Annotated in this window: 13 protein-coding genes, 1 pseudogene and 1 riboswitch; of the genes and pseudogenes, 5 read left to right on the forward strand and 9 right to left on the reverse strand. The window is 54.3% G+C overall.

Translation table 11 applies throughout. The annotated features are described in order from the left end of the window. Window positions 1-6: 6 nt before the first annotated feature. The 3 genes and pseudogenes from cls to btuB all read right to left on the reverse strand — a co-directional run bounded on the left by cls (window position 7) and on the right by btuB (window position 3606). Window positions 7-888 (reverse strand): annotated as a pseudogene (cls, locus tag Q5705_18325) (cardiolipin synthase). A 71-nt stretch (window positions 889-959) separates the two neighbouring features. Then, on the reverse strand, window positions 960-1811 hold the full coding sequence (gene murI / locus Q5705_18330; protein WLI76508.1) for a glutamate racemase: 852 nt from the start codon (window positions 1809-1811) through the stop codon (window positions 960-962). Further along, on the reverse strand, window positions 1756-3606 hold the full coding sequence (gene btuB / locus Q5705_18335; GenBank protein ID WLI76509.1) for a TonB-dependent vitamin B12 receptor BtuB: 1851 nt from the start codon (window positions 3604-3606) through the stop codon (window positions 1756-1758). Before btuB ends, murI begins: the two co-directional genes overlap by 56 nt. A 65-nt stretch (window positions 3607-3671) precedes the next feature. After that, window positions 3672-3843, reverse strand: a riboswitch (cobalamin riboswitch). Between the two features lie 116 nt (window positions 3844-3959). On the opposite strand from btuB, the gene trmA reads away from it, so the two are divergent. Next, window positions 3960-5060 carry a tRNA (uridine(54)-C5)-methyltransferase TrmA gene (trmA, locus tag Q5705_18340; protein ID WLI76510.1) on the forward strand — a complete coding sequence of 367 codons (1101 nt, stop codon included), beginning with the start codon at window positions 3960-3962 and terminating at the stop codon, window positions 5058-5060. A 34-nt stretch (window positions 5061-5094) separates the two neighbouring features. On the opposite strand, the gene Q5705_18345 is transcribed toward trmA, so the two are convergent. Further along, window positions 5095-5460: a YijD family membrane protein gene (locus Q5705_18345; protein ID WLI76511.1), complete on the reverse strand. Its 366-nt coding sequence runs from the start codon at window positions 5458-5460 to the stop codon at window positions 5095-5097. 3 nt (window positions 5461-5463) lie between these two features. Continuing rightward, a complete protein-coding gene (fabR, locus tag Q5705_18350) occupies window positions 5464-6108 on the reverse strand; it encodes an HTH-type transcriptional repressor FabR (protein ID WLI76512.1) in 645 nt (214 codons plus the stop codon). A 196-nt stretch (window positions 6109-6304) separates the two neighbouring features. Between fabR and sthA the strand changes: the two genes are divergently transcribed. Next, on the forward strand, window positions 6305-7705 hold the full coding sequence (gene sthA / locus Q5705_18355; GenBank protein ID WLI76513.1) for a Si-specific NAD(P)(+) transhydrogenase: 1401 nt from the start codon (window positions 6305-6307) through the stop codon (window positions 7703-7705). Here sthA and oxyR read toward each other — a convergent pair. From oxyR to argC, 4 genes are all read right to left on the reverse strand, one after another. Further along, window positions 7688-8605, reverse strand: a complete 918-nt coding sequence (oxyR, locus tag Q5705_18360; GenBank protein ID WLI76514.1) for a DNA-binding transcriptional regulator OxyR — start codon at window positions 8603-8605, stop codon at window positions 7688-7690. The two genes, sthA and oxyR, sit on opposite strands and share 18 nt — an antisense overlap. Window positions 8606-8862: 257 nt before the next feature. Next, a complete protein-coding gene (gene argH / locus Q5705_18365; GenBank protein ID WLI76515.1) occupies window positions 8863-10236 on the reverse strand; it encodes an argininosuccinate lyase in 1374 nt (457 codons plus the stop codon). A 72-nt stretch (window positions 10237-10308) separates the two neighbouring features. Continuing rightward, window positions 10309-11085 (reverse strand): acetylglutamate kinase, encoded by a 777-nt coding sequence (argB, locus tag Q5705_18370; protein WLI76516.1) that lies wholly within the window; start codon window positions 11083-11085, stop codon window positions 10309-10311. A gap of 13 nt (window positions 11086-11098) precedes the next feature. After that, window positions 11099-12103 carry an N-acetyl-gamma-glutamyl-phosphate reductase gene (gene argC, locus Q5705_18375; GenBank protein ID WLI76517.1) on the reverse strand — a complete coding sequence of 335 codons (1005 nt, stop codon included), beginning with the start codon at window positions 12101-12103 and terminating at the stop codon, window positions 11099-11101. A gap of 170 nt (window positions 12104-12273) precedes the next feature. On the opposite strand from argC, the gene argE reads away from it, so the two are divergent. The 3 genes from argE (at window position 12274) to Q5705_18390 (ending at window position 18291) form a co-directional block, all read left to right on the forward strand. Further along, window positions 12274-13425, forward strand: a complete 1152-nt coding sequence (gene argE, locus Q5705_18380; GenBank protein ID WLI76518.1) for an acetylornithine deacetylase — start codon at window positions 12274-12276, stop codon at window positions 13423-13425. A 252-nt stretch (window positions 13426-13677) separates the two neighbouring features. After that, the gene (gene ppc / locus Q5705_18385) at window positions 13678-16329 is read left to right on the forward strand and encodes a phosphoenolpyruvate carboxylase (protein WLI76519.1); all 2652 of its coding nucleotides are present in this window, start codon (window positions 13678-13680) and stop codon (window positions 16327-16329) included. A 228-nt stretch (window positions 16330-16557) separates the two neighbouring features. Then, window positions 16558-18291, forward strand: coding sequence for a phosphoethanolamine transferase CptA (locus Q5705_18390; GenBank protein WLI76520.1), 1734 nt, complete (start codon window positions 16558-16560; stop codon window positions 18289-18291). Window positions 18292-18351 lie beyond the last annotated feature (60 nt).

The raw sequence follows: 18351 nt of genomic DNA on the forward strand, positions 1-18351 counted from the left end.
CACGTTTTACAGCAACGGGCTAAAGAAGTAAAACAGTCGTTCGGCAATGCGATGCCAGAACGGACGTTTTACCCACAAACGCGCATCAAGTAACCGGGAGCGGGAAATATAGTCATCCTGCACCGCAGCCAGATCGCCGCCAAATCCCGCATCGTCAATCACCAGCGTTATCTCAAAGTTAAGCCACAGGCTGCGCATGTCCAGATTCACCGTGCCGATCAGGCTCAGTTCCCCGTCAACCAGCACGCTCTTGGTGTGCAGTAAGCCGCCTTCAAATTGATAGATTTTTACCCCGGCAGCCAACAGCTCGGTGAAGAACGCGCGGCTGGCCCAGCCCACCAGAACAGAGTCATTCTTGCGCGGCAGAATAATGCTCACATCCACGCCGCGCTGGGCAGCGGTACAGATAGCGTGCAGTAAATCGTCGCTGGGCACGAAATAGGGCGTAGTCATGATCAAATATTCACGAGAAGCATAAACCGCCGTCAGCAGCGCCTGGTGAATCAAGTCTTCCGGGAAACCGGGGCCGGAAGCGATAGTGTGAATCGTATGCCCGCTGGCTTCTTCGAAGGGCATGATATTGGTATCCGGCGGTGGCGGAAGAATGCGCTTGCCGGTTTCAATTTCCCAGTCGCAGGAGTAAACAATGCCCATTGCCGTGGCAACCGGGCCTTCCATACGCGCCATTAAATCAACCCATTGCCCGACTCCGGCATCCTGTTTAAAGAAGCGGGGATCGACCAGGTTCATACTGCCGGTATAAGCAATGTAGTTATCAATAAGTACAATTTTGCGGTGCTGGCGTAAATCCATGCGGCGCAGAAAGACACGCATCAGGTTAACTTTCAGTGCTTCGACCACTTCAATCCCGGCATTGCGCATCATTGACGGTTAATTTCCGCTGACAACCCCTAATTTCAAAAAAGTTTTCAACCGTCTCTTTTTTGCGCAAAACAGCCCTAAAGTGCCAGTTTTTCGAGCTTTTTGAAACCGTAGCGCTGCAAAACGGGCAGTAATTGCGCAGTCCCGGGCGTCAATGCCATGCAATAAGCAATATTCTCGCCAAACGATTTTGCATCCGGCGCTTCGTGTTCAAGAAGCCAGGCGGTACGACGGGCGATAGCCGAGCCGGAATCCACCAGCCGCGTCCCTTCCGGCAGCACCTGCAACAACTCTTCCTGCAATAACGGGAAATGCGTGCATCCCAACACCACCGTATCTGGCGGCTCCTGCATGCGCAGCCACGGTCGCAGGATACGACGCAACTCCTCAAGCGGCACGGGCTCACCGTGCAGTTTTGCTTCGGCTAATTCCACCAGCTCCGCCGACCCCAGCATTTCAATCCGGCATTCATTGGCGAAACGTGCAATCAATTCGTGCGTATAAGGTCGTTTCACCGTGCCGCGCGTCGCCAGTAGCCCAACAATGCCGTTCGCCGTTAAGCGCGCCGCAGGTTTAATAGCTGGCACTACGCCTACAACAGGGAAGGTAAATTTATCGCGCAGCGCGGGTAGCGAAACGGTGCTTGCCGAATTGCAGGCTATAACGGCCAGTGCGAGGGGGTATTGCGCCTGAACGGCGGTAACAATCTCGACAACTCGCTCAACGATGAACGCTTCGCTTTTTTCCCCATAAGGGAAAGCAACGTTGTCGAAAGCGTAGATGTAATGCAGATCCGGCAGAAGATGCCGGATCTCATCATAAACGGATAACCCACCGACGCCGGAGTCAAACACCAGGACGGTGGGACGTGCATCAGAAGGTGTAGCTGCCAGACAAGGTATATTCCCGTCCTGCAGTTTGGTAGCCATATGCTGTCTCGTACTCTTTATCGAACAGGTTGGCGATTTTACCACGAACTGTCAGATGAGAGGTCACAGGATATGAAGCAGAAAAATCGACCGTACTATAACTTGGCAGAATACGTTGCTGCGGGTTATAGGCTGACGAACGATTATCATAGCGCTTACCGAAATACGCCCAGGCCAGGTTCATATCCACATCGAAGGCGGACCAATCAAGCTCATACTTCGCCTGGCGCTTCGAGCGGCGCGGCAGCACTTCATGGGTTTCATCATCACGCGGATCAATGTATTGCAACGTGACGCGATGCGAGAAAATGCCCGTATCGACGCTTCCGGTCCACTCGACACCTTTAATAGTGGCAGAGTTGATGTTGTAGTAAGCCGTATCACTATAAGTGATAAGGTTATCGATCTCATAACGATAAGCAGACAAACGCCAGTCCACCGGGCCGGTTAACCCCTCAACACCCGCTTCCCACTGTTTTGACTCTTCCGGTTTGAGATCCGGGTTAGAGGCAATCGTGAAACGCTTAGCGCCATATTGCTGCCCCAGCGACGGCGCGAGGAAGCCAGTGCCATAAGAAACAGTCAGGCGATAATTCTCCACGAATTCCCAGCCTGCGGCAGTCTGCCAGGTACCGTGCCAGCCAAACTCATCATCTTTGTCTTCACGGCCAGACGCTTCGAGCGTGACATCGCCCAATTGCTGCATTCCGGTCAGATACAAGCCGGTGTTCTCGCGCTTGTAGGCATCGCGAGTCGTTGTATTCGACGACACCAGGCGCTCCTGTTTCCAGTCCACACCCGCACTGACCGAGCCTTTACCAACCTCAACGTTATTGCCCCACTGAATATAACGCTGTTCCATATCATCTAGCGTGGTACCGTCGTGATAGCGGCCATAAATGCTACTGTAGTTGTAGTCTTTGCTTTTCTGGTAGCTCGCCAGCAGTTGAGAAGAGTAAATCCCTTGCCTGAAGTTCAGGCCGGTATCCCAACCCTGCACATATAACTGACGCTCATCGGCGCTGTAATCTGCCGTATAAGGCGCACTGCCCAGATCGTAATCGACATTATTGCTGAAGTTATAGCCACGGAAGAAACCGTCGAAGCTCTCGTTAAATTTATGCTGCAAACTTCCCCAGAAAGTTTTATTACGGTAACCATCGCGGTCGCCGTCATGATCCCATGTCGAATCTGGCTGGACGTTAAACCCACGCGTGCTGGTATAAGAACCAGCGGCGGTAGCAACGGTGTCACCAAAACGCTGGCGCACAGTACCGTCGTAGGTTTGATAACCCCTGGAACCCATGCCCGCATTGATTTGTGATTTTTCGTCTCCCGTCAGGGTAATGACGTTAACCACGCCGCCGATCGCGCCAGAGCCGTAAACGGTCGAGCGCGGCCCGCGAATATATTCCACGCGCTGCACCAGAGAGAGCGGGATTTGGTTAAGTTCGGGATCGTTGGAAATGCCCGAGCGGGCAACCGGCACACCGTCAATCAGTAACAACAAGTGTTTGGCTTCGGTTCCACGAACATAGACAGATGCGGTTTGCCCCAGGCCGCCGTTTTGCGCGATATCTACGCCAGGCAGACGACGCAGGACATCAACCAGTGAGCGAGACTGCCAGCGATCAATATCCTCACGCGTGACAACTTCCGTCGGCGCCAGCACCGTCTTAACCGGTTGTTGAAAACGATTTGCTGTCACCACTAAACTGTCTGAGCCGCTATCCTGCGCCCAGCCGGAAAATGCCGTGACGGAGAGCGCCGTCAGCAGCGAAGCTTTTTTAATCATTGTGTAAGCATCCACAAAATCAAAAGGATGCCGCAGGTTCCATCAGTAGCTCGCGATGATGTTAACCAGATGCGACGTATTCCGGCAGGTCTTCGGGCTTGGAGGTACAACGAGATGGTGACTTCCCACCCGCAGGCAGTGTCTGTCCTCTCACCTTTATCCTTACCGCTGCGCGTCAGCCCCAGATTTGCACTGGGTTCCCTTTTAACTCACAGGACCGGAACCCGGATGCTACATTCTGTTACATATAGATGTCCAGACTGCTAAGTAGTATTTCGCTGGCATCCAGGGCTGGACATCCCGTGAGCAATCCCTACAATCGCCGCGTTATTCATAATCACTCAGGAAGCATCATGACCCCAGAACACCTGCCGACAGAACAGTACGAAGCCCAACTGGCCGAAAAAGTCGTGCGTCTGCAAGCAATGATGACGCCTTTTTCCGCGCCACTTCCGGAGGTGTTCCGCTCACCGGTCAGCCATTACCGTATGCGTGCCGAGTTCCGTATATGGCATGATGGCGACGATCTCTACCACATCATCTTCGAGCAGCAGACAAAATCGCGTATCCGCGTCGATAGCTTCCCGGCAGCGAGCGAGCTGATTAATCAATTAATGAAAGTGATGATTGATGCGGTGCGCAGCAACAACACGCTGCGCCACAAACTTTTTCAAATCGATTATCTGAGCACCCTGAGCAACCAGGCAATCGTGACGCTGCTGTATCACAAAAAACTGGATACAGAGTGGCAGGAAGAAGCTACCCGTCTGCGCGATGCGATGCGCGCGCAAAACCTGAATGTGCAGATTATTGGCCGTGCGACCAAAACCAAAATCGAACTGGACCAGGACTTTGTTGACGAGCGCCTGCCAGTGGGCGGCAGAGAGATGATTTACCGCCAGGTGGAGAACAGCTTTACCCAGCCGAATGCGGCAATGAATATCCAGATGCTGGAGTGGGCGCTGGATGTTACGCGCGATGCGACGGGCGATCTGCTGGAGCTGTACTGCGGAAACGGTAACTTCTCCCTGGCGCTGGCGCGCAATTTTGACCGCGTGCTGGCCACTGAAATCGCCAAACCATCGGTGGCGGCAGCGCAATACAACATCGCGGCAAACCACATTGATAATGTGCAGATTATCCGCATGTCGGCAGAAGAGTTTACCCAGGCGATGAACGGCGTTCGCGCCTTTAACCGCTTGCAGGGTATCGATCTGAAGAGCTACCAGTGTGAGACGATTTTTGTCGATCCGCCGCGCAGCGGGCTGGATGCAGAAACCGAGAAGATGGTGCAGGCTTACCCGCGCATTCTTTATATTTCCTGTAACCCGGAAACATTGTGCAAAAACCTGGAAACATTAAGCCAGACGCATAAGGTTTCGCGTCTGGCGCTGTTCGATCAGTTCCCCTACACGCACCATATGGAGTGCGGCGTGCTGTTAACCCGCAAGTAAGACGTTATGCCGGAGCGGCTCTCCGGCATATTCATCACTCTGATGCTTCGTGTTGACGGCTACGGTTACGCAGGCGAAAACCAATCCAGAACACCAGAATCACCGACAGCAGCGCAGGCAGGAAGTTGGAACCCATATCCGGATATTCTGCGCGCACCACGGCGCTATAAAGCAGTACGCCAAGAATAAAGCAGGCGGCGGAAAGCCCCGGTAAGCCAACGGGCATTGTACGGTTCTGGTAGCGTTGGTGCAGACAGTAGATCGTCAGCACTAACGAGATAATCGGGAATAGAGAGAACGGTACGAGGGCGCTAAAAATGGCGGTAAACGTACCGTTAATAGACAAACCAGCGATCAGCGCCAGCAGCAACGTACCTTTCTCTTGACCTGACTGTTTCATTACTCATCCTTCACTCGTCGGTTGATGCGCCATTTTTTCCTGTTCACGGCGATACCAGTAATATGCGCCCTTCGAAATCATGCGCAGCTGTAATACCAGCCGCTCTTCTAATTGCTTGCGCTGCTCTACGCTCACGTCCAGCGCTTCCGCACCGGCGTTAAACACAATCGTCACCATGGCTTCAGCCTGCGCTTCCGTAAACGCGCGCGGCATATGGTTTTCGAGTTCGAGGTAGTCAGCAAGTTCCGCAATAAAATGCTGGATTTCACGCGCGACCGCTGCACGAAACGCCGCGGACGTCCCGGAACGCTCACGTAACAGTAGCCGAAAAGCATTAGGATTATTGCCGATAAACTCCATAAAAGTGGAGACCGATGTGCGGATAACGCTCCCGCCTTTGGCGATACGTTGGCGCGCCTGGCGCATCAACTGGCGCAGCATCAGCCCGCTTTCATCGACCATGGTCAGGCCAAGTTCATCAACGTCGCGAAAATGTCGATAAAAAGACGTCGGCGCAATGCCCGCCTCGCGGGCGACTTCTCGCAGGCTGAGGCTGGTAAAGCTACGCTCAGCGCTAAGTTGGCTAAATGCGGCTTCAACCAGCGAACGCCGGGTTCTCTCTTTTTGTTGCGCTCTTACACCCATCACGATGTCTGAATCCTTCCAAAGGCCTGCTGGCACTATACCAGAGAATAATTCTGAACGGATTGTACTGGATTGTGACTGATTGTTTACGCGCATATTCTTCTTTTATGCCGGAAAAAAGCACAGTGATAATTGGGTTATCCCGCCAACGATGTTAGTATTATGTTGCTTTTATGTATAAGAACAGGTAAGCCTTACCATGCCACATTCCTACGATTATGATGCAATAGTAATAGGCTCCGGTCCCGGCGGCGAAGGCGCAGCCATGGGCCTGGTTAAACAGGGAGCACGGGTAGCGGTTATTGAGCGTTACCACAACGTCGGTGGCGGCTGCACGCACTGGGGAACCATCCCATCAAAAGCGCTGCGCCACGCGGTTAGCCGTATTATCGAATTCAACCAGAACCCGCTTTACAGCGATCATACCCGTCTTCTTCGCTCCTCTTTCTCCGATATCCTGAACCATGCCGAAAGCGTGATTAACCAGCAAACGCGTATGCGTCAGGGTTTTTATGAGCGTAACCACTGCGAAATCTTAGAAGGTAGCGCCCATTTTATTGATGACCACACGCTGGCGCTGGAGTGCCACGACGGCACTGTCGAGACGATCACCGCCGAAAAATTTGTCATTGCCTGTGGTTCACGTCCTTACCACCCTACGGATGTGGATTTCGCTCACCCGCGCGTTTACGACAGCGACTCGATTCTCGATATGCATCATGAACCCCGCCATGTGATCATCTATGGTGCTGGGGTGATCGGCTGCGAATATGCATCGATCTTCCGGGGAATGAACGTCAAAGTGGATCTGATCAACACCCGCGATCGCCTGCTGGCGTTTCTCGATCAAGAGATGTCAGATTCCCTTTCGTACCATTTCTGGAACAGCGGCGTGGTGATTCGCCATAACGAAGAGTATGAACGCATCGAACCGCTGGATGATGGCGTGATCATGCACCTGAAATCGGGCAAAAAGCTGAAAGCCGACTGCCTGCTTTACGCCAACGGTCGTACCGGCAACACCGACAGTCTGCAACTGGGCAATATTGGTCTCGAAGCAGACGGGCGCGGCCAGTTGAAGGTCAACAGCATGTACCAGACCGCGCTGCCGCACGTTTACGCCGTGGGCGATGTAATCGGTTATCCAAGCCTGGCCTCAGCGGCGTACGATCAGGGCCGTATCGCTGCGCAGGCGATGGTGAAAGGCGAAGCCACGGCGCATCTGATTGAAGATATCCCGACCGGCATCTACACCATCCCGGAAATTAGTTCCGTTGGTAAAACCGAACAGCAGCTTACCGCCATGAAAGTGCCGTACGAAGTGGGTCGCGCGCAGTTTAAACACCTCGCGCGGGCGCAAATCGTGGGTATGAATGTTGGAACGCTGAAGATCCTGTTTCACCGTGAAACCAAGGAGATTCTGGGGATCCATTGCTTTGGCGAGCGCGCGGCCGAAATCATTCATATCGGCCAGGCGATTATGGAGCAGAAAGGTGGCGGTAACACGATTGAATACTTTGTTAACACCACCTTTAACTACCCAACAATGGCGGAAGCTTATCGGGTAGCGGCGCTAAACGGCTTAAACCGCCTGTTTTAACGTATTGTCGAAATGGCCATTCATCGCACTGCGGATGGCCTCTGCCAGCTGCTCATAGCGGCTGCGCAGCGGCGAACCCGGACGATAAACCAGGCCAATAGTCCGTTTCGGTTCCGGCTTGATGCACGGCAAGTAAACGACGCCATCGCGTTTGCGTTCACGCGGTACTGACAGCGCAGGCAGCAGCGTAATACCACTTCCGGCCGCCACCATATTACGCAGCGTTTCCAGGCTGGTTGCGCGGAAATGGGTATCTTCATCCGCGCCCGCTTCAAAACAGAAGCCCATCGCCTGATCGCGCAGGCAGTGGCCATCTTCCAGCATCAGCAATTTTTCGCCCGCCAGATCGGCCATCGGCACGCATTCACGGTTAACCCACGGGTGATCTTCATAAATCGCCAGCATCATTGGTTCGTCGAAAAGCGGCACTTCGATAAACGCTTCACTCTCTTTCACCAGCGCCAGGATCGCACAGTCGAGCTTACCGCTGTCGAGCTGCGCCAGTAGCTGATGCGTCTGCGCTTCATGCAGGTACATTTCGAGTTTTGGGAAGGTTTGATGCAGCTGAGGAATAATATGCGGCAGCAAGTAAGGTCCAACGGTTGGGATCAGACCAATATGCAGCGGGCCGGACATGCTTTCCCCCTGCTGGCTTGCCATTTCCTTCAGCACTTTGACCTCGCGCAGCACGGTACGCGCCTGATCCACCAGCAACAAACCGGCCTGGGTAAACAGGACTTTGCGGCTGGTACGCTCCAGCAGCATGACGCCCAGTTCATCTTCCAGTTTACGGATCTGCCCGCTCAGCGTGGGTTGGCTAACGTGGCAGGAGTCGGCTGCACGACGAAAATGGCGGTGTTCGGCTAATGCCACCAGGTATTCAAGATCACGAATATTCATACTCATCCTCCGTCGCCACGATAGTTCATGGCGATAGATAGCATAGCAATGAACGATTATCCCTATCAAGCGTTCTGTACAATAATTAGCTCCAGAAACGTAGCGGTACCTCAATTACCCTTGTTGAGACCGTTTTCCCTCCGTTTTTCTCTGAATAACTAAAGCCAACGTGAACGTTTGCGGACCCGAGTGTCCGCTTTTTTTTGCCATAAAAAAGCCCGGCGTGATGCCAGGCTCTTCATTTCATTTATACGCCATTACACGAGCCGCGCTTTCGCCTCAGCAATCGCCTGCGCAACTTGCACCGGCGACACGCCACCTTTTGCCGCGCGCTTATCAAGGCACGATTGCAGGGACAGGACAGGATAAACATCATCGCCAATGACCGGGCTGAACTGTTGCAGATCGGCCAGCGACAGCGCTTCCAGCGGCTTGCCCTGGCGAATCGCTTCCACTACCGCTTCACCCACAATATGGTGCGCTTCACGGAACGGTACCCCTTTCGCCACCAGGTAATCGGCCAGTTCTGTCGCGTTCGCGTAACCCTGTTGCGCCGCTTCCTGGCAACGCGGGCGTTTCACCTGAATGCCGTCCAGCACCAGCGCCGCCATATGCAGGCAGTCAAGCCAGGTATCAAGCGCGTCGAACAGCCCTTCTTTGTCTTCCTGCATATCTTTGTTGTAGGCCAACGGCAGGCCTTTCAGCGTCATCATCATCCCGGTCAATGCGCCTTGCACTCGGCCGCATTTCCCGCGGATCAGCTCCAGCGCATCCGGGTTTTTCTTCTGCGGCATCAGGGATGACCCCGAGGTGACGCGATCGGACAACTCAACAAACCCGGCTTCGCCAGAGTTAAAGAAGATGAGATCTTCGGCAAAACGCGACAGATGCACCATGCCAATTGAGGCGTCAGAGAGCAGCTCCAGCACGTGATCGCGGTCAGAAACGCTGTCCAGGCTGTTACGGGTTGCCGAAGCAAAACCTAACCAGCCCGCCAGTTGTTCACGGTCGATTTCATACGCTGTACCGGCCAGCGCACCGCAGCCCAGCGGGCTGACATCCAGGCGTTTCAGCGCATCCTGCAAACGGCTTTCATCACGGGCCAGCATCTCAACGTAGGCCAAAGACCAGTGCGCGAACGTCACCGGCTGCGCGCGTTGCAGATGCGTATAACCCGGCATCACGGCGTCCTGGTTGTTCTCTGCGGTGACCACCAGCGCACTTTGTAACTGGCGGTTCGCCAGCAGCAATTCACTGATGGTTTCTTTGCACCACAGTTTCAAATCTGTCGCCACCTGGTCGTTACGGCTGCGCCCGGTGTGCAGTTTTTTGCCCAACTGGCCCACTTTGTCGATGAGCTTACCTTCCACCCAGCTGTGAATGTCTTCCGCATCGCTTTGCAGGATCTGCTGCGGGTTGGCGCGCACCTCTTCCAGCAAATTGTTGAGCGCTTCTTCCAGTTGCTGCTGCTCAGCCTGAGTCAGCACGCCAACGGTCACTAACGCTTTAGACCAGGCCACAGAGCCAACGATATCCTGCTCCGCCAGGCGGTAGTCAAAGCGCAAAGAGTCATTGAACTGTTTGAACCGTTGATCCGCTGCCTGAGTAAAACGCCCGCCCCAAAGTGCCATAATATGCTTCCTTCTTTTTTCATTTTGCCGGATGGCGCTGCGCTTATCCGGCCTACATAAATGTGTCTGTGATTAAGCCAGAATACGCGTGCCAATCGGCGTGCCGTTAAACAGCGCCGGTAACTGTTCGGCATGGCGCCAGGAAGCGATATCCACCGGGCGACCCAGCGAGCGGGCCGCATCGAGCGCCGCATTCACTTTCACGATCATGCCATCGGTAATAATGCCCTGCGCAATCAATTGCTCAGCTTTGGCCGCTGTCATTTCCGCAATGCGCTGGCCTTTGCCATCCAGAATACCGCTCACATCAGAGAGCAGGATCAGATCTGCACCCAGCGTTGCCGCCAGCGCGGTCGCGGCCTGGTCCGCATTGACGTTCATCAGTTCACCTTCATCAGTCACGCCGATGGAGCTGATCACCGGCAGAAAACCACCGTCCAGCAGCGCATTAATCAGCTTTGGTGAACCCGGCTGCGCTAAACCGACATGGCCGAGTTCTTCATCCAGTTGCGTCACTTTTACGCTGTCGCCGTCACCGAGGAACAGGCCCACCGAGGCGATGTGATGTTTTTTCGCCCATGCCAGCAGCGTCTTATTGGCGGTACCCGCCAGCGCGCCGGTAATAATGTCGATTTGATCGGCGGGCGTCACACGCAGGCCGTTTTTCTTTTTCACCGGCAGATTAAGCTGCTTCATTAACTCATCGACCACGCAACCGCCGCCGTGGACGATCACTAACGGACGTTGATGAGATGCGCGGTATTGCACCAGTGCGGTAAACAAACGTTCCAGCGCTTCTTCACTATCCAGCAGTACGCCACCGAGCTTAATAATTAATGGATTCATCATCACGCCTGTTCGATTAGATAAGAGACTGAGTTTCAGCATAGCCGAAACGAATATTGGCACACTGCATCGCCTGCGCCGCCGCGCCTTTCAGCAAGTTATCTTCCGTGGCGACGACAATCAGATGCTCGCCCTGCACGGCAAAACCGATATCGCAAAACGGCAGGCCAACCACATTTTTCAGCGCCGGAACGCCTTTGTCATACAGACGTACCAGCGGTTTGCTGTCATAGGCTTGTTTGAACACATCCGCCACCTGCGCGTGCGTCACGCCAGCTTTTAAACGGCAGGTAATGGTTTCCAGGATCCCGCGCGGGAAGCTCGCCAGATGCGGAGTGAAAATCACATCGGTGCCAAGATGCGTGGCGATCTCCGGGTGGTGACGATGGTTGAAGATGCCATACGGTTGCAGGCTCACTTCACAAAAGCTGTTGGAGAGCGCCGCTTTGCGCCCTGCTCCGCTTACGCCGCTGGTAGCGTTGATCACCGGCCACTGGTTGAGATCCAGCAGCCCGGCATCGATCAGCGGTTTTAACGACAGCTGCGCCGCTGTCGGGTAGCAACCCGGCACGGCAACCAGTTGCGCCTCTTTGATTTGATCGTGGTTCCACTCCGCCAGGCCGTAAACCGCCTGCGCAAGCAGATCGGCGTGCTGATGGGTAAAACCATAAAATGTTCCATAAAACGCGGGATCGTTAACGCGGAACGCGCCGGAGAGATCGAACACCACGCAGCCCGCCGCCAGGCACACTGGCGCTAAATCGTGGCTCACTTCATGCGCCGTGGCGAGGAAAACAACATCGACGTCGTCAAGGAAGTCGCCAATGTCTGCCATCGGCTGTAGCGGGAGATCAACAATGCCTTTCAACTGCGGATGTAAATCAGAGATACATTTTCCTGCATCATTACTTTGCGCAGAAACCGTCAAAGCGGTTATGTTCATATCTGGATGGCGATTTACATAGGTCACAAGCTCTGCGCCGGCGTAACCGCTGGCACCCACAATTAATGTGTTCAACATCGGGGCGGTCTACCTTCTTACGTCATGTTCGGCCATGGAAGGGTTCAGCATCCCTCCCGCGTCGCTGAGCAAAGTCGCCTCGCGGGTTCCCTTACGCTCAACATTATTGTATTTTTATTCACATTTAGTGCATGAATATTGATACTATCACGAACTCAGGTATGTCAACAATGAAAATGAATTTGCCGCCATTTATCGAGATTTACCGCGCCCTGATTGCCACTCCGTCGATCAGCGCAACGGAAGAAGCACTGGATCAAAGCAATGCGTCTTTAATCAATTTGCTGGCAGGATGGTTTGGCGACCTCGGTTTCACTGTTGAAGTGCAGCCGGTGCCCGGCACGCGCAATAAATTCAACATGCTTGCCAGCGCGGGAACCGGTGCAGGCGGTTTGCTGTTAACCGGCCACACGGATACGGTGCCCTTTGATGATGGGCGCTGGACGCGCGATCCTTTCACCCTGACCGAGCATGACAACAAGCTCTACGGCCTTGGCACTGCCGATATGAAAGGCTTTTTTGCATTTATTCTCGATGCGCTGCGTGACGTCGATGTGACAAAACTGAGCAAGCCGCTGTATGTCCTTGCCACCGCCGATGAAGAGACCAGCATGGCCGGCGCGCGTTATTTTTCGGAAAATACGCAACTGCGCCCGGATTGCGCCATTATCGGCGAACCCACGTCATTGCAACCGGTTCGCGCCCATAAAGGCCATCTCTCTAACGGCATTCGCATTCTCGGCCAGTCCGGCCACTCCAGCGATCCAGCGCGCGGCGTCAACGCCATCGAACTGATGCATGACGCCATCGGCCATATTCTGCAACTGCGCGACAACCTGAAAGAGCGCTATCACTACGACGCCTTTACCGTGCCGTACCCGACGCTGAACCTTGGACATATTCACGGTGGTGATGCGGCAAACCGTATTTGCGCCTGCTGTGAATTACATATGGATATTCGCCCGCTGCCAGGCATGACGCTCAACGATCTGAACGGTCTGCTTAATGAGGCGCTGGAGCCGGTCAGTGCTCGCTGGCCGGGTCGACTGAATGTGTTTGAGCTGCATCCGCCAATCCCCGGTTACGAATGCCCGCCGGATCATCAATTGGTGGAAGTGGTGGAAAACTTACTCGGGGTAAAAACCGATGTGGTGAACTATTGTACCGAAGCGCCGTTTATTCAAACGCTCTGCCCGACACTGGTGCTGGGGCCCGGTTCAATCAACCAGGCGCATCAACCGGATGAATACCTGGAAACACGCTTTATTAAGCCGACGCGCGAACTTATTACGCAAGTTGTGCACCATTTCTGCTGGCATTAACGGCTGTTCATCGCTTTATCGTCCCCTCTTTTGAGGGGATTTTTATGCACGCGAAGGGTGATTTTCATAAGCGAAACTTATCTGGCCCGAAGTGAATTAAATTTCATAAATTGCCACCGTTTATTCGTTTGCTGAACCGATTTCGCCGCAATTGACGCGATGAATTTTACGTGGCTTTATAAAAGACGGTGTCTGATATCTGCTCAACGGCAGGTATAACAAAATAAATTGAGATGGGGTGTCTGGGGTAACATGAACGAACAATATTCCGCGTTGCGTAGTAATGTCAGTATGCTCGGCAAACTGCTGGGGGATACCATCAAGGATGCACTGGGCGAGAACATTCTCGACCGCGTCGAAACAATCCGTAAGCTGTCCAAATCGTCTCGCGCCGGTAACGAAGCCGACCGCCAGGAACTGCTCACCACCTTGCAGAATCTGTCCAATGACGAGCTGCTGCCAGTCGCGCGTGCATTCAGCCAGTTTCTGAATCTGGCGAACACCGCCGAGCAGTACCACAGCATTTCAGCGAAAGGCGAAGCCGCTAACAACCCGGAAGTGATTGCCCGCACCATCAGAAAGCTGAAAGACCAACCTCATCTCAATGAAACCACCATCATCAAAGCGATTGAATCGCTGTCGCTGGAGCTGGTACTGACCGCGCACCCGACCGAAATCACGCGTCGCACGCTGATCCATAAAATGGTGGAAGTAAATGCCTGCTTAAAGCAACTGGATAACAGCGATATCGCCGATTATGAACGCCACCAGCTGATGCGCCGTCTGCGCCAGCTGATTGCGCAGTCCTGGCACACTGATGAAATTCGCAGAAACCGCCCAAGCCCGGTAGACGAAGCCAAATGGGGCTTTGCAGTGGTGGAAAATAGCCTGTGGGAAGGGGTGCCAAACTACCTGCGTGAGCTGAACGAACAGCTGGAAGAGAACCTGAATTACAAGCTGCCGGTCGATTTTGTGCCGGTACGCTTTACCTCCTGGATGGGCGGCGACCGCGACGGCAACCCGAACGTCACCGCCGATATCACCCGCCACGTACTGTTGCTCAGCCGCTGGAAAGCCACCGATCTGTTCCTGAAAGATATCCAGTTGCTGATTTCTGAACTGTCGATGGTGGAGTGTACCGACGAATTGCGCGAGCTGGCTGGCGCTGAAGGTGCACGCGAGCCGTATCGCTATCTGATGAAAAAGCTGCGCGGCGATTTGATGGCAACGCAAAGCTGGCTTGAAGCGCGTCTGAAAGGCCAGAAATTGCCGAAACCCGCCGGGCTGTTGACGCAGAATGAGCAACTTTGGCAACCGCTGTACGCCTGTTATCAATCGCTGCAAGCCTGCGGCATGGGCATTATCGCCAACGGCGAACTACTCGATACCTTACGCCGCGTGAAGTGCTTCGGCGTGCCGCTGGTGCGTATCGATATTCGTCAGGAAAGTACCCGCCATACCGAAGCGCTGGGCGAACTGACCCGCTATCTCGGCATTGGCGATTACGAAAGCTGGTCAGAAGCAGACAAACAAGCCTTCCTGATCCGCGAACTCAATTCCAAACGTCCGCTGCTGCCGCGCCAGTGGGAGCCGAGCGACGAGACCCGCGAAGTGCTGGACACCTGCAAGGTGATCGCCGAAGCGCCGCGCGGATCCATCGCCGCGTATGTGATCTCGATGGCGAAAACGCCGTCCGACGTGCTGGCCGTCCACTTGTTGCTGAAAGAAGCCGGCATCGGTTTCGCGCTGCCGGTCGCGCCGCTGTTTGAAACCCTTGATGACCTGAACAATGCCGACGACGTAATGACCCAGTTGCTGAATATCGACTGGTATCGCGGCTTTATCCAGGGCAAACAGATGGTGATGATTGGCTATTCCGACTCCGCAAAAGACGCGGGCGTGATGGCCGCAAGCTGGGCGCAATACCAGGCCCAGGACGCGCTGATTAAAACCTGCGAAAAAGCGGGCATTGAACTGACGCTGTTCCACGGTCGCGGCGGTTCTATCGGGCGTGGCGGTGCGCCAGCGCATGCGGCACTGCTTTCGCAACCGCCGGGCAGCCTGAAAGGTGGCCTGCGCGTGACCGAACAGGGCGAGATGATCCGCTTTAAATACGGCCTGCCGGAAGTCACCATCAGCAGCCTGTCGCTGTACACCAGCGCCATTATGGAAGCCAACCTGCTGCCGCCGCCGGAGCCGGAAGCGGAATGGCGTCATATTATGGATGAGCTGTCAGAGATCTCCTGCGAGATGTACCGCGGCTATGTGCGCGAAAATAAAGACTTTGTTCCCTATTTCCGCTCAGCAACGCCAGAGCAGGAACTGGGTAAACTGCCGCTGGGTTCCCGCCCGGCGAAACGTCGCCCGACCGGCGGCGTTGAATCTCTGCGCGCAATCCCGTGGATCTTCGCCTGGACGCAGAACCGTCTGATGCTTCCGGCCTGGCTCGGCGCAGGCGCGGCGCTGCAAAAAGTGGTGGAAGACGGCAAGCAGAGCGAGCTGGAAGCCATGTGTCGCGACTGGCCGTTCTTCTCAACGCGCCTTGGCATGCTGGAGATGGTCTTCTCGAAAGCGGATCTGTGGCTGGCGGAATATTACGATCAGCGCCTGGTGAAACCGGAACTGTGGCCGCTGGGCGAAGAGCTGCGCAAGCTGCTGGAAGCGGATATCAAAGTGGTGCTGGACATTGCTAACGATTCGCACCTGATGGCCGATCTGCCATGGATTGCCGAGTCCATCCAGCTTCGCAACATCTATACCGACCCGTTAAACGTCTTGCAGGCCGAATTGCTGCACCGTTCGCGCCTGGCGGAAGAACAAGGCAAAGAGTCGGACAGCCGCGTCGAACAAGCGCTGATGGTCACCATCGCCGGTGTCGCGGCGGGGATGCGTAACACCGGCTAAAAGCCCAACTTCAACCAACGCTCAACAAATGCAGCATTTTTGTCCAGTGGATAAAAATGCTGCAAAATTTGATTGTCATATCTCCTTCATATTCCCTATATTCCTTCCGAAATTCACTCTCATTGATGAATGTTCACTAAAAGAAATCTGCCTGAATAGACAACATTCAGGTTCGCTTAAGCTTTAGTCGCTATTTTTTGGCGCTATTTACTCACACAGGCTCTTCGTATGCGTTCCACTTACACTCACGCTAAACAGACGTTTAGTGTGAAAGCCCTTGGATGGGTGCTTCTCTACTTTTGGTATTTCTCCACGGTATTGCAGATAGCTATTTTGACGAGCGGCTACAGTGGAACCAACGGGTTCCGTGACTCTGTCCTGTTTAGCTCCTTATGGCTTATTCCGGTTTTCCTGTTACCGCGTTACACCCGCATTCTGGCCGCCGTGATCGGCATCGTGTTGTGGGCGGCTTCTCTGTCGATGCTCTGTTACTACGTCATTTACGGGCAAGAGTTCTCGCAGAGCGTATTGTTTGTGATGTTTGAATCCAATTCCCACGAAGCGAGCGAGTTTTTAGGCCAGTACTTTAGCCTGAAGCTGGTGCTGGTTGCGCTGGCCTACACGGCCGGGGCGATTTTCCTCTGGACGCGCCTGCGCCCGGTTTATATCCCAACCCCGTGGCGCTGGCTGGTTTCATTCGTCCTGCTGTATGGATTGATTCTCCATCCGGTGGCGATGAATATGCTGAAGAACAAACAGGATCTCGCCAAAGCTTCTTCGGGCCTGACCTCCAGGCTGGAGCCTGCCGCGCCGTGGCAACTGGTGATGGGATACGTGCAGTATCGTCACCAGTTAAGCAGTCTTAATAAACTGCTCGACAGCAACCATGCCTTGCCGCCGCTGGCGAATCTGCACGATACCTCCGGTGATGCGCCGCGTACGCTGGTGCTGGTGATTGGCGAATCCACGCAGCGCGGTCATATGAGCCTGTATGGCTACCCGCGCGAAACGACGCCGGAACTGGATGCGCTACATAAAAGCGATCCGCGTATGACCCTGTTCAATGATGTGGTGACGTCGCGCCCGTATACCATCGAAATCCTGCAACAGGCGCTGACCTTTGCGGATGAGCAGCATCCCGACCTTTATCTCACCCAGCCTTCGCTGATGAACATGATGAAGCAGGCCGGGTATAAAACCTTCTGGATAACCAACCAGCAGACAATGACCGAGCGCAACACCATGCTGACGGTGTTCTCAAAACAGACGGATGTGCAGTTCTATATGAACCAGCAACGCACGCAGAGCGCCCGTGAATATGACACGAACGTCTTGCAACCGTTTAAAACCGTGCTTGCCGATCCCGCGCCGAAGAAATTCATTATTGTTCATCTGCTGGGTACGCATATTCGTTACGACTTCCGCTATCCACAAGACTGGGGAAAATTTACGGATAAGACCGACCATCAGCCCGCCGGGCTGGATCACGATCAGTCCGAGACTTACAACAGCTATGATGATGCCAACCGCTTTAACGATCATGTTGTCGCCTCGCTGATTAAGGATTACAAAGCGACGGATCCTGACGGCTTCCTGCTCTACTTCTCCGATCACGGTGAAGAGGTCTACGACACGCCGCCGCATAATATTCAGGGGCGTAACGAAGCAGAACCCACGCGCCATATGTACACCATTCCGTTTATCCTCTGGACCTCGGATAAATGGCAGGCCGCACATCCGCGTGATTTCGCCGCTGACGTCAACCGCAAATACAGCAGCTCGCAGTTGATTCATACCTGGTCAGATTTGGCGGGTTTACGCTATGACGGTTACGATGCGACGCGTTCTGTCGTCAGCCCGCAGTTTGTCGAGGCGACCCGCTGGATCGGCAACCCGTACAAGAAAAATGCGCTGCGTGATTACGACGCGCTGCCTTATGGCGATCAGATCGCCAATCAGTAAACGTGTTCGGGCCATCCCCTGCGGGATGGCTTTTTTTTCGCCCCGGCGCTATGGTTGTCC

Origin of the sequence: Kosakonia sp. H02 (genome assembly GCA_030704225.1) — a bacterium.
GTDB lineage: Bacteria > Pseudomonadota > Gammaproteobacteria > Enterobacterales > Enterobacteriaceae > Kosakonia.